8 protein-coding genes are annotated in these 13834 nt (G+C 54.1%); all 8 read right to left on the minus strand.

All coding sequences use genetic code 11. The features are described from left to right. Window positions 1-9: 9 nt before the first annotated feature. Window positions 10-2112 (minus strand): site-specific DNA-methyltransferase, encoded by a 2103-nt coding sequence (locus tag J122_RS10405; RefSeq protein ID WP_061332250.1) that lies wholly within the window; start codon window positions 2110-2112, stop codon window positions 10-12. 59 nt (window positions 2113-2171) lie between these two features. Beyond that, window positions 2172-3584, minus strand: a complete 1413-nt coding sequence (locus J122_RS10410; protein ID WP_061332251.1) for a DUF6880 family protein — start codon at window positions 3582-3584, stop codon at window positions 2172-2174. Beyond that, on the minus strand, window positions 3581-4831 hold the full coding sequence (locus J122_RS10415) for an ATP-binding protein (RefSeq protein WP_061332252.1): 1251 nt from the start codon (window positions 4829-4831) through the stop codon (window positions 3581-3583). Before J122_RS10415 ends, J122_RS10410 begins: the two co-directional genes overlap by 4 nt. 33 nt (window positions 4832-4864) lie before the next feature. After that, a complete protein-coding gene (locus J122_RS10420) occupies window positions 4865-7771 on the minus strand; it encodes an SNF2-related protein (RefSeq protein ID WP_156471746.1) in 2907 nt (968 codons plus the stop codon). Between the two features lie 84 nt (window positions 7772-7855). Further along, window positions 7856-8947 carry a fatty acid desaturase family protein gene (locus J122_RS10425; RefSeq protein WP_061332253.1) on the minus strand — a complete coding sequence of 364 codons (1092 nt, stop codon included), beginning with the start codon at window positions 8945-8947 and terminating at the stop codon, window positions 7856-7858. Window positions 8948-9287: 340 nt separating this feature from the next. After that, window positions 9288-9953 (minus strand): LuxR C-terminal-related transcriptional regulator, encoded by a 666-nt coding sequence (locus J122_RS10430; RefSeq protein WP_058090659.1) that lies wholly within the window; start codon window positions 9951-9953, stop codon window positions 9288-9290. A gap of 41 nt (window positions 9954-9994) precedes the next feature. Continuing rightward, window positions 9995-11944 carry an acetate--CoA ligase gene (gene acs, locus J122_RS10435; RefSeq protein WP_061332254.1) on the minus strand — a complete coding sequence of 650 codons (1950 nt, stop codon included), beginning with the start codon at window positions 11942-11944 and terminating at the stop codon, window positions 9995-9997. A gap of 300 nt (window positions 11945-12244) precedes the next feature. Further along, complete coding sequence (locus tag J122_RS10440; protein WP_061332255.1) at window positions 12245-13783, minus strand: fatty acyl-CoA reductase; 1539 nt, start codon at window positions 13781-13783, stop codon at window positions 12245-12247. Between the last annotated feature and the right edge of the window lie 51 nt (window positions 13784-13834).

The raw sequence follows: 13834 nt of genomic DNA on the forward strand, positions 1-13834 counted from the left end.
CAACACCCCTTACACCGTTTTGAAATCGATCTGGTCGATTTTTTCCTTGCCCTGGTTAAAGGCCTCGAAGGTTTTCACGGCGTTGGTCTTGAGCTGGTCGTTGCCGTGGAAGGCTTTGTCCAGGCAGATAAACTGGCCGGGGGCTTTGGCCAGCACGGCGTCGATCAGGGCCTGGTCGATGTCGTCTTCCAGATGCACCAGCAGGGAGCCTTCGGCGACGGAAAACAGGATGTGATCGGCCAGTTCGACCTGCTCCACTTTTTCCGTGGGCATCACGCCGGCCTTGATCAGCAGTTCGTATAGCAGGTCTTCCTGGCTGGCGTTGGGGTCGATGTGGTCGACGTTCAGCTCCATCTGTTCAAGGAGCTCTTCGTCGGAGACATCTTTGGCGGGGGCTTGCCAGAGTTTGAAATTGCTTTGGTTGAGTTTTAGGACTTTGAAGCCGAGATCGCAGAGCAGCCTCCCCTCAAAATTAAGTTCACTACCTCTCTCTTTCCGGATCTTGTCTCCCGCGCGCCGGAGTCTCTCTTTTGAGATATCAGCAATTGTTTTGTAGCCATGCTTGAGAGCTATGCTACCAGTTTTATCGTTTTCTCTATTTGGCTCAGGAAGTTGAACCAGAATGAATCGCAGTCCAGCACCATCCTCACAACAAATGTCAAAGACTGCTTCACCAGTGCTTCCTGAACCGGAGAAAAAATCTAGTACAATGCCCTCATTACCACAACAATACTTTATTAACTTCTTAAGCTCGACGTGATCTTTTGGATTGTCAAAAACTTTGGCTCCCATCAAGGACCTTAGGTACTTCACTGAGACTTGGCTCTGCTTATAGAAATAGCTACCCCGAACTTTAACCGCTAAGCCATCATCGTCTGTATTTTCTGCCAATTCGTCACTGTTCTCGTCCACACCTTTTATCGGCCGAAGATGGGATTTTCTAATCGGAGGTTGCGTATGATCATCCCTAAATTCAACTACTCCCAGGCGGATCATTTCCTGCATTTTTTCTGGGGTTGAATATACCCATCCACGCTCTGGAACTTTACAAGGCTTTCCTGTTCTCGGGTGTACCACATCATAATCTGGCCCATCACCACCGGGCCAAGAAATATTATCATCACGCCAAGGACCATTCTGGTCGACTCGTCTATACCGTTGTAGCTTCTTAGATGGATGTGATTGCGGCAGACCGTTGAACCAATCTTTCAGTCTCTCCTCAATTTCAGGAATCTCCGAGACCTGTCCTTTAATCGCAATATACTCATCCCAAATCTCCTTCGCTCCCGGCTTTTCCTCACGCCAAATAACTTCTTTTTCTCTCAAAAAAGACAGCGACCTCGCGAAAACTAAAACGTACTCATGTCCAACTGAGAAAAGCTTCGCATCGTTTTTCCGACCCTTTTCCCAGATCAAAGAGGCAATAAAATTCTCTTCTCCAAAAATCTCATCACACATCCGCCGCAGGTTTTCCACCTCATTGTCGTCGATGGAAATAAAGATGACTCCGTCTTCCCGCAGCAGGTTGCGGGCCAGGTACAGGCGCGGGTACATCATGTTCAGCCACTTGGTGTGGAAGCGGCCTTCGTTGGCAGTGTTCGTGGAGAAGGTGCGGCCTTCGCTGTCTTTCAGGCCGGCGTACTGCAGATAGGTGTCCAGGCTTTCGCTGAAATTGTCCGGGTAGATGAATTCCTTGCCGGTGTTGTAGGGCGGGTCGATGTAGATCATCTTGACCTTGCCGTAGTAGCTCTTCTGCAGCAGCTTGAGCACTTCCAGGTTATCGCCCTCGATGAACAGGTTTTCGGTGGTGTCAAAATCCACCGATTCTTCCCGGCAGGGTTTGAGGGTGGCGGTGGAGGGCTGCTGGATCAGCCGCAGGCAGTCCCGCTTGCCGGGCCAGTCCATGCCGTAACGTTCGCGACGGCTATCGTAGATATCCGTGAACTCACCCAGCTCGGCTTTCAGGCGCTCCAGATCAATGGTCACCTTCAACTCACCCTGATCGTTGCGGGTTTCAGTGAAGATGGCCGGGAACAGTTGTTCGAGCTCTTTTCTGCGCTGCTCGGCAATGTCCAGGGACTGGCCGTTCATCGAAGTGTCTGGGTTGGTCATGGTACTGCGTTGTCCTTGGTCAATACGAAAACAGAATTCCTGCGGCGGCTTTGCTGGTGTTAGTCTTTCGGCGGTTTGTTGGGGTAATCCGCCAGATTCCAGAAAGAGCGTTTGCGCCAGTGTCGGGTTTGTAAGCCGCAGATAAAGGCCTGCGCATCCTCCAGTCCACGGTAATCTTCGAGAACTTTATCCAGCGCTAACAGTTTATGAAAGTAACGGGCACCGTGACGGTAGGCACGGGTGTACCCCCGATCCAGTAAGTCATTCAGCAGCGCACGATAACACATCACTTGCGCCAGAGGTTTGTGCTCTTCCGCGAAGATCTCAACCCAGCTGAGCAGGGTACCGTAATGCACAGAGGCAAATTGGTCCGGCTGCTCAAGCAAGACTATCTCTGCCCTGTTTACGCTGCCCACGAGTAATAACATATTGACCCAATCTTCGGGGCCGACGGCATCTCTTGCAAGGTTCTCCACCTGCTGCCGGAGTTGCTGCTTCTCTGGATCGCTGACCATCTGCCACAGTGGCTCCAGAGTGTATCTGTGGGGGCGCTGAGTGAAATCCTCCCAAAGTTCCGTTTTGAGCAGGTCGGTGTCTCCTTTGCGCTTGAGCCAGAGGTAACGCAGGGATCGATAACGGCACTGATCGTCTTGCCACTGGGGCTGCTCAAGCCAGTAGCCTGCCCTATCCAACTCGCCGATTGCCAGCGCGAAGTCAATAATGCTGGCCAGTTGCAGGGTATTGGGCACCGGACTGGTGAGCAACGTAGCCTGTTCATACAGGGCCATGTCTTGCAGAGCTTCCGCCACGGATTTGATGCCGATGCAGGCATGGGCTGCTTCAAAATTATAGCGACCGGGTTCCCGGGGAGACGCCAAAGCAGCCTTCGCCTCGGCCTCAAAGTGTGCGGCCAGTTGGTTCAGTTCGTGTTTTGTCAGTAACGCGGCGCTATTGGTGATGATGTCATCCAGAACGCCGTAGTCGTTATTATCAAAAAACGTCAGCACCTTTTCCGGCCAGTTTTCGGCATCGGGTTTCCGTTGGCGCAACTCGGCTGCAATGGCCAGCCACTGGTTGGTGGCGTCTTTGAAAATACCGCCCACATAGCCATCGGAATCATCCACGCGCTGAAAGGCTTCGTCCGCCAGCTCCAGAAACGTTTCAGTCAGGCTCAGTGCGGCCTGGGGATCTTGTGGGCGCAATAAATTGTCAATAGCAGACAGAACGGAAGACAAGCGCTCACTGAAATCATAGCTACCCGGGTAACCATAGAATTCATCTTCGTCCGCGATCTGCTTCAACTGGGCGGAAAGTGTTTCCACCAGGGCCACGCTTTCGTCACCCGGGCCCTCCCCGGCCGCCAGGTACCGGTCAATGATGTCATCGACATGGCTCTCAACGCCGTAAACGGCATTGAGCAATCGGATCAGTTCCAGTTTTGACAGCCTGGTGGCGCGATCATCCAGCGTCATGGGCGGTAAGGCTCCTTCTTCGCCGCATAAATCGTGAGCTGAAGTTCCTCTCCTACCATCTTGTATTCCGGTCGCTTACCAGACAACTTTTCAGACTCGTTGAGGATAACCGGTACCCCCTCTCCTCGCTTGTCCATCATCCGGGACCGGTTGATGGTAGCGTGTTCGTAGGGGCAACGGGCAAGCAAGCTGGTGATTAACTGGTTGCGGGAGGCCTGCCGGGCCATCAGCTCATCCACTTCCATGGTGTTGACCAGAGCGCCGGGTGAACAGATTACCAGCCGGTCGGCAAACATATGCAGGCGGATATGGGCGCCGTAAATGTCGTAATCCCGATGGGCGACGGCGTTGACCAATGCTTCGAAGATCGCAGTCAAGCTGTACTGGGGAATGTCTTCCCGGCCTAGCAGTTTACGGGCGGCCACGCGCTGATTTTTTTCAACGAATGCCAGAGCGCCGCTGATTTGCTGATCCAAAGGGCCGGTGAAATCCATGGCATCGGTTTGCTGGTCTGCATCGCGGTCGTCGCCGGCGTAACAAACGGCCTGAATATAGGCGTTTGGCAGCCAGTTGACCGGGCTTGGGGTACCAAGCAAGACCCCAGAAACGCTCAGCTTTTCATTGCCTTCATCGTCGTCCACCAGCATGCGAAGTTTGCGGAGCTGAGTGCGTTCGGGCTGGCCTTCCTCACGCAGGAACTTGCGGTACAGGCTCGGATCCAGATCTTCATAACGGGTGCCAGGCACCGGGCGTTCGTCCAGCCAGATCAGCCGAGACTGGCTTCGTTGCATCATCAGCCGGGCCAGGTACTCCTGCTTCATGGGTTGTTTGGATTCAGCCACCCGGTGGAAATAACGGCCATTGCTGCTGTGCACGAACAGGCTTTTTTCAATGTCCACATGCAGTATGTTTTTCATATCGCCGTGTTCGTCGGGCAGTTCCAGCAAGCGGGTAGCAATGGGCAACGGTGGCTCCACGTTGTCGATGGCGGCGTCTTTCACCCGCTTCTGTACCGCCTCAAGCATATCGGCCGGAATGCCGGTGATTTGCCGGGTTTTGTCGTCTACGCCCAGAATCAGGTAGCCGCCTTTCTGGTTGGCGAAAGCGGCCATTTCGTCGGCAAGGTCTTTTTGGCCTGGGCCTTTGATCTTGTTGCCGCGTATTTCAACGCGTTTGAACTCGTAGCCGGAGTCTTCCCCGAGGCGAATCTGGTACAGCAGATCTTTAACCAGCTTTTCTCTGTCCATGATGGTCCCTGGCTTCTATTTATCGGATTAGCGTCAGTGGGTGAGCGTCCAGCGGGCGGTAAACAGCTCTTTGATCTCGCGGGTCAATTCCAGTTTTTCGCTCACTTCGTCCAACAGGCGGTCTTCCTCTTGCTCAATGGCTTTCTTGGATTGGTGGTATTCTGCCAGAGCATCGTCCCGCTTGCGCTCCAATTTACGAAGCTCTTTCTTAGCCTGTATTTTTTCCGCTGTCGAAGCCAGTTGTCTTGCGTCTTTTTTATAGGCTCGTATTTGCTCATCAAGCTCATCCACGGTGGTCATGAGCGCTTTCCGGCGATCCTGCGCCCAGCGCTCAAGCTTCTCGGATTCCTGCTCCAGGTACTGATCCAACTCCGCTTCTGTTTCGGCTTCGGTTTCTTCCACCACCTGCGTCTGCCACTCGGCGAAGAGCCGTTCCGGAACGGGGTCACTGAGCGGCTGTTCAAGAGCGGGTATTGACATCAAGTGGTCTGCATTCTCAAGTGTCAGTCTGCGGCCGTCGTTCGTTTGTGCAAGTACCACCAGACGCGTGTTCTGGGTTCGCCCCTTGTTGTAGGTGAACCGTATTTCAAAAGCGCTGAGCGTACCCGACTGGCCAATATAATCTTTAAGAGCCGCGTACTGTCCTTGAAGCTGATTATAATGAAACACCAAATGTGCTGGCGCCGGGTTACGGGCCTTGGCCCTGCGCACCAGGTCCCAGGCCAGATAATGCTCGGTAGCCTGTAAACGGAAAAACTCGGAGTCGTTCTGCTCAGCCAGCGGCCAGCTCAAGTCATAACGCTGATCATTAAGGTAGAAGTGGTTGGTGTTAAATCGGGCTTCAGGCAATTCAGCTCGAGCCAGATCCATTAACACTTGTTCGTATTCCTGCAAGAAATCCTTGCTTTGGTCACGGCGGGTTTTGAGGGCTGATACCACATCGCGATCAAAGTTATTCAGTAAGGCCTCACGGGCAGCCGTCTCTCTCGCAACCAACGTCTCCTCTAGAGACTGTTGCAACTGATCGAACTGGTACTCAATTTCCTGATCGGTACGGCACTTCTGATAGATCTCATAAATGCGGCGCTCAATATCAATACTACCTTCAATCGCTCCGAGCACCTCATCGGAGGCACCAAATACACCCTCAAACAATTTGAGCTTTTGATCAAGGAGCTGAAATACGCGACGATCGGCCGGGTTTTTGCGGTTTACGAAGTTAACCACCACCACGTCGTTCTTCTGGCCATAACGATGAACTCTACCGATGCGCTGCTCTACCTTCTGAGGATTCCATGGGAGATCATAATTGACCAATACGGAACAGAACTGAAGGTTGATACCTTCACCGCCGGCTTCGGTGGAAATGAGAATGTCGGCTTTGTTGCTGCGAAATTGATCCACCAGCGCTGCTTTCATATCGGCCGCTTTCGAGCCACTAATACGAGCTGACCCTTTATGCTCTTCCAGCCACGCCTGATAGATTTCTTTGGAGCGAGGGTCGTTATTGGACCCATTCAGCAATACCGTCCTGCCAGCGTATCCGCCGGATTCCAAAAGCTCCTGAAGGTATTGCTGAGTTCTGCAAGACTCGGTAAACACCACCGCTTTACGTTGCCCACCAAGGCTCTCTGTCATGGTAAGGGCTTTTTCCAGCACTGCGAGCAGCGCCTGCCCCTTGGCGTTACTGGTAATACCCTTGGCAAGGTCGCGAAACTCACTAAGCTGGGCGATTTCCTGGCTCAGCTTGCTTGAAGACCCGGCTGACTCCTCGTTGCTGGTCCCCTCACTGCTGCCCTCGCCCTCTTGAATTTCAGACTCTGCCCAATCGTCGATTTCTTCGATATCAGAAAGCGCCTCCTCATCGAGTCTTTGCTGCTGTTCAAGGCGTTCAATCATGCCCTTGAGCGTGTCGGCTACAGCAAACGACGACGAGGCCAAAATTTTGCGCAAACCCATGCTCACCAAATGGCGAGCACGGGGGTTAATCGCCTCGTTATCTGGCCGTTGCAAATACTGGGACAGTTTTTGATATAACACCCATTCTTCCGGCAAGGGTGTGAAGTCTTGAGTGATGGAATAGCGGTTGGTGAAGTTGATACCGCCCTCTTCCTGAACCTGGCGCCGGAGTGTTCGGTGGCATAATGGACGAATGCGACGTTTGAGATCTTCCAGAGCCTTCTCATCGCGCTGCCGGTTTACGTAGAGCGCCCGAAACGACTTTTCATCCCCGAAAAAATGGGGGTCGATGACCTGGCTCAGGCCATAGAGTTCCAGCAGGTTATTCTGGATCGGTGTCGCCGACAGTAGTACCCGGCTTTCAGCGAATTCGGTGGCCTCCACCAGCGCTTTTGCCCTCTTGCTGCCATTAGTCTGATAGAGGTTCCGAAGTTTGTGGGCTTCATCAAAGACAACAAGGTTCCAGCTAACCAATCGCACATAGTCACGCTGTCGAGCCGCGTATTCATACGAGCAGATAACTATCTGCTCATCCTGATCGAACGGATTGACTTTTCCTTCTTTTTTGAGGTTTGCAGCAACTTTGCCATCAATGATCACCGATGGCAGCTCAAACTTATCGCCGAGCTCCTGGCTCCACTGCTTCCGCAATGAGGCGGGCACAATCAATAGGATGTTACGCTTGTTCTCAGCCCATTTCTGCGCCATCACCAGGCTGGCCTCTATGGTCTTACCCAGACCTACTTCGTCAGCCAGCAGCACCCCTTGCTCCAATGGCGACTTAAGAGCAAAGCAGGCGGCGTCAATCTGGTGTGGGTTCATATCCACACGGGCGGAGGCCATGGCCCTGGAGACCTGGTTTTCGATTTTGCCGGATTGGGTTAGCCAGTGGGCAAAATAGGTACTTTGGTGAGGGGTGAACATCTCCGACTTTCCTTTAGAACAGACCGCCAATATAGTTCCCGCCATGCGGACTCTCAAGGATTATTGGCCTGCGATCAATACCTTGATCTCGCCATCTACCGGAATCTGTCGGAGATACACCTTTATTGGTTGCTTTGTTGGTTAACGGGATCGGTTCGCTGCCGAGTATTCTGATTGCAAAGGCAGCAAATCAAACACTCGACTCTCATTATTCGGGTCCACCAGCTCCGTGGCGGACTTGTAAACCCGAGGCGTGGTGTAGAGCATTTTCAGCGCCTTGCCATGAGGCATCGCCATGTAACGCTCAGGCTCATTTTCCTCCAACCACTTCCGAACCCGCGGCGCCATGTTATGGGCCATTTTCGGGAAGAAATGGTGTTCGATGTGATGACTGAACCGGAAATGCAATCGATCGAGAACCGGGTTGCTTCGCAGGCTCATGGAGTTATCCAACGGATTGTTCGTGGGCGTTTGCGGCCGCAGGAAGTGATTGGTCAGGATATAGCCCTGCCCCAAGGCATTGGCCATCATGAACGGAATCAGCACCGTGAACACCGCCAGCGGGCCTGAGACAACCGCCAAAGCAACCCACAACGCCAGACACAAGAACACCTGAGCAATGGCCAGATTGCGGTTAAAGCCCTTGAACTGCTTTCGGTGTTTCGCCTGAATCCACAGCACCAGTTGGGCGTGAAAAGTGAACGAATAGGTCAGGAACAGATAGCTGTACCAGGTGCCTGAACCCGGCGCCAGCTTGTGAAACTTCTTCTGCCCGGGATTGGTTTTATAACGGCGCAGCGTGCCGAAGCTGTCCGGATCTGTATCTCCGGTGTTGGTATTACCGTGATGCACCACGTTGTGCCACTTACGCCAGAACTCCGGTGGCACCATCAACGGACCAAACCCCAGCCAGCCAAAAAAATTCTGCCAACGCCGGCTCATGCCCAATGCCCCGTGCAACACCTCATGAGCCAACAAAGCCTGGCAGCCAATGGTATGCCCCACCAGCAACGCCAGGCCAAGATTGGCATACCACGGCAACCCCGCCATCAGAATCACCGCCAGCCCACCCCAGATAACGGCCTGCAGGGGCAAGAACCAGATCACTCGCCAGGTCTGGGCCTTGAACGTATCAGCGGGCAGCTCCTTCTTCATCCGGTCCCGAAGCTCCCGCTCGTCCGGCTTACCATACACCACGGCCTCCGCCGCTCCCGGTTTCACTGCTGCGTTCATTTTTCACCTTTGCTTAGTTGAATTTCGACAATAATAAATTTACAGCGTACATGTGTTCGCCGAATTTATACCAATAAAGACAACTAAACAATGGCTGGAAAATAGAAAAATCAAAGAACCCATGAAAAATAAAAACAAGCGTTCGCTGAAAACCACTCGGAGTACGGGGCGGTAGTCGGGATGGGCTTCTGAAACCCTGCGGAGCCAGGGATGGCGGAGCGGAGCGTACAGGGAAGTATTCACAGCGTGTTTCAGAAGCCCATCCCGACTACCGCCTAACTCCAAAAAAAACGGGCGCCCGAAGGCGCCCGTTCTCAATACATCTGCTAAAAGCTGAATCTCAGCCCCCCGAAAGCGACTGCTCCGAAGGATCAAGCTCCATCTGCTGAATGGCAATCACCGCCTGAGTCCGGTTACGAACACCCAGCTTGCGGAACACCGCCGTGATATGCGCCTTGATGGTAGCCTCAGACACATCCAGATCATAAGCAATCTGCTTGTTCAGAAGCCCCTCAGCCAACATACCCAACACCCGGAACTGCTGCGGCGTCAAAGACGCCAGGCGCTCCGAGAAATCGGTGGATTCAGACTGCATCCGCTCAATCTTGTCGGCTATGCCCTCAGGCAGCCAGACATCGCCTTCCAGAACCGCCTGAATGGCCAGGGTAATGGTTGGCAGCGGTGCACTCTTGGGAATAAACCCGGAGGCACCGTAGTCAATCGAGCGACGCATGGCCTGCAAGTCTTCGGAGCCAGACACAACCACCACCGGCAACCCCGGATACTGGCCTCGCATGAACACCAGCCCCGAGAAACCATGGGCACCCGGCATATTCAGATCCAGCAGGATCAGGTCTGCATCCGGGTGCGACTCTACCGCCGCCTGCAGTGACTTGATGCTGTCGACCTCTACAGTCTCGACATCCGGCACCGCCTGATTGACCGCTTGTTTCAATGCAGCCCGAAACAACGGGTGATCATCAGCGACGATAATTGTTTGTGTCATTCAACAGATTCCTCACAGGTTAGGGCTGTCAACCGCCGGCGTTACTGGAACGCCCGGCTGCTGATCAGATCATCCACTACGCCCGGATCAGCCAGGGTAGACGTATCACCCAACTGATCGTGCTCGTTAGCAGCAATCTTACGCAAAATCCTGCGCATAATCTTGCCAGAACGAGTTTTCGGCAGTCCAGGCGCCCATTGAATCACATCCGGAGACGCAATCGGGCCAATTTCTTTACGAACCCACTGAACCAGCTCCTTCTTCAGCTCGTCCGATGGCTCCTCACCCTGTACCAGGGTCACGTACACGTAGATGCCCTGCCCCTTGATTTCATGGGGGTAGCCAACCACCGCAGCCTCGGCCACCTTGTCATGAGCCACCAGAGCACTCTCAACCTCGGCAGTACCCAGGCGGTGGCCGGACACGTTCAGAACGTCATCCACACGGCCAGTGATCCAGTAGTAGCCGTCTTCATCGCGACGGGCACCGTCGCCGGTGAAGTACATGCCCTTGTAGGTGCTGAAGTAGGTCTGGATGAACCGCTCGTGATCACCGTAAATGGTGCGCATCTGACCCGGCCAGCTGTCCAGGATGACCAGGTTACCCTCGGTCTTACCTTCCAGGATGTTGCCTTCGTTATCCACCAATGCCGGCTGAACGCCGAAGAACGGCTTGGTGGCGGAACCCGGCTTCAGGTCGACCGCACCAGGCAGCGGAGAAATCAGAATGCCGCCGGTCTCGGTCTGCCACCAGGTGTCCACAATCGGGCACTTGCTGTTACCAATGACCCGGTGGTACCACTCCCACGCCTCCGGGTTGATCGGCTCACCCACCGAACCCAAGAGTTTGAGGCTTTCGCGGTTAGTGCCGTCCATACAGGACTCACCCTGGGCCATCAGCGCACGGATGGCGGTGGGCGCGGTGTACAGGATGTTGACCTTGTGCTTGTCGACAACCTGGCCCATGCGGGAGCTGTCCGGGTAGTTGGGCACACCTTCAAACAGCAGGGTGATGGCGCCATTGGCCAGCGGGCCGTACAGAATGTAGCTGTGGCCGGTTACCCAACCAAAGTCGGCGGTACACCAGTAAACGTCACCGTCGTGGTAGTCGAACACATACTGGTGGGTCATGGAGGCATAGACCATGTAACCGCCAGTGGTGTGCAGAACGCCCTTCGGCGCACCGGTGGAACCGGAGGTATAGAGCATGAACAGAGGGTCTTCCGCGTTCATCGGCTCCGGCTTACACTCGGCCGGCGCATCTTTGATCAGGTCTTCGTAACGAACGTCACGGCCTTCGGTCCAGGGGACTTCTTTGTTGCCGGTGTGGGTAACCACGATCACCTTGTCGACCTTGGCGTCTTCCTCGTGCTTGAGCGCGTGATCCACGTTCTTCTTCAACGGGATGGCACGGCCACCGCGCAAACCTTCATCAGCGGTAATCACAAAACGGGATTTGCCGTTAACCACCCGGGCCGCGAGTGCTTCCGGGGAGAAGCCACCGAACACCACCGAGTGAATCGCACCGATCCGGGCACAGGCCAGCATGGCAACCGCGGTCTGCACGATCATCGGCATGTAGATGGTGACCACATCACCTTTCTTAACGCCCTGGGCTTTGAGCGCATTGGCAAACTTGCAGGTCTCTTCGTAAAGCTCCCGGTAGGTAACGTTACGGGATACCGAAGGATCGTCACCTTCAAAGATGATGGCCGTCTGATCGCCGCGTTTCTCCAGGTGGCGGTCCAGACAGTTGGCGGAGGCGTTCAGTACACCGTCTTCAAACCATTTGATGGACAGGTTGTTGTAATCGTAGGTGCTGTTCTTGACCTTGCTGTAGGGCTTGATCCAGTCAAGTCGCTTGCCGTGCTCACCCCAGAACGTATCCGGGTCTTCTACTGACTGGCGATACATTGCTTCATACTGCTCTTTGCTGACCAGTGCACGCTCGGCAACTTCCGGACTCACCGGATATACCTGTTTATCAGTCATTGTGCTCCCCCTTAATCAGAGTCTGTTGTCATTGTCGGTTTTTTAAATTCAGGGTGGTCGGGCGATTTTTGCCCTTAAGACAGATGCATGTAGTTCAACATGTGTGCCACCGCACAATGAATTAGACTAACGTCCTAACCTACCGCCATTTTCGGGCTAACCTGTTCAGCAATGCGTCGATCAAGGCAGGGCTTGGCAGCTTTAACAGCGGCTTTATCAAGAATAGTTGCAGATCGGGGAATGGCAAAACATGACGTGGGGAGAGCAGGCCCGGCCGCTGGCCGGACCCAGGAAGGATGATCAGGCAGCTTTTTTGCGCTGCTTGGTAGCCCGAAGACTGTAGACCTTTCTTTCTTTCAGGGCATAGCGGTTCAAACCCGCCAGGTGGATCTTGCGCAGATAGACTTCCCAATCAATTTGGCGTGCATCCACCGGGAAAAGCCCCTTGTCGACCTCACCCATTCTGGCAGACAACGCCTGCAGTTCATCGTTGTGGAAGACGTAATCCGGGGCTGTGTAAAAACCAAAAATAGTGGCCAGTGACTGGGTGGTATCCAGGTTCTTGAGCATTTTCAGGTCACGGGAATTACCCAACAACTTCAATACCTTGTCTGTCACACTCAGGGGCAGGCGCACACCGCTGACCACCAGGTCAAACAGGGTACGGTTAACCGCAATGAACGGCTTGCTGGGCTGCCGGTAGAACAGATGATCGTAGGCGGCGTAATTGGCTTTGGATTCCGCCATCAGATGGTCGATGAACTGCCCCAGTGAGACCGGATTGGAGCTGCCACTGCAGCACTGGTAGATCCTCCGCCGACCAGGTTCTGCCAGGGCTTCGGAAAGCGACAAAACAATCGCGTTGGCCACCAGGTCCACCGGAATGACATCAATCACACCCGAGCGCTTACCCGGGAACAGGGTCACCTTCTCCCGGGCATAGGCCAGGATAATGGCATCCGCTACCTTGACCCCCTCAATCCAGCCAGGGACAGGCTCTTCCAGGGCACTTTCAATGATGGAGGGCCGAACAATAGTCAGGCTTCGGCCGTTCAGCGCCTTCATCAACAGCTGTTCGCCCAACCACTTGGTAAAGGTATAAGTGTCACTCCAGCCGTAGCGGTTTGCTTCCCGAATACCCAGGTCCACCAATTTCTTTTCAAGGGTTTTGCCAGAGTAGCGGGCGCGAACATCGGCAATCTTGTCTTGCAGTAACTGCACCAGCTCTTCAATCTCGTAATACCCCTCGCTTGAGCGGGGAATCGACTCACCTGCAGGCTTGATCACCGATTCGGTGACCGGCCCGGAATTCATGCCGTTAACATAGCAGGTAGACACCTGCAGAACTGCCAGCTCCGCATTCTGCCGGGCCAGCCCGGCGATATTCTCAAGACACAGGGTGTTGATCGTCAGGGCTTTGTCCAGCTCCTCCCGGAAGTTCACGCTGGCAGCAGAGTTGATCACGGCATCCAGTTCTCCGGCCAGTTTCTGCCAGGCGTCCTCACCCATACCGAAACAAGGTTCCGTCACTTCACCGGTAATGCAATGAACCCGCTCTTCGAGGAAGGTTTCAAACCAGTCCGCATCGACACTCCTCAAGCGATCAAATACCGATGACGTGGCAATCTCATTGTCAAAGCGGCTGCGGGCATCAGGATGACGTTTATTGCCCCGAATCAGCAAGTAAATGCCACCAATGTCCGGGACGGACCTGATCAGCTTCTCCAGAACCACCTTTCCCAGGAAGCCGGTGGTTCCGGTAATCAGCACCCGCTTGCCGCGGAGCTGCCCGAGCACCTTCGACGAAGACTCTTTTTGATTCACTTGCTGGTTTGCCATGGTAGAACTCCTTCTCTGAGATCGATGTCACCAGCGATCAACGCCGGTCAA

The sequence above is a fragment of the Marinobacter excellens LAMA 842 genome, from assembly GCF_001574445.1.
Taxonomy (GTDB): domain Bacteria; phylum Pseudomonadota; class Gammaproteobacteria; order Pseudomonadales; family Oleiphilaceae; genus Marinobacter; species Marinobacter shengliensis.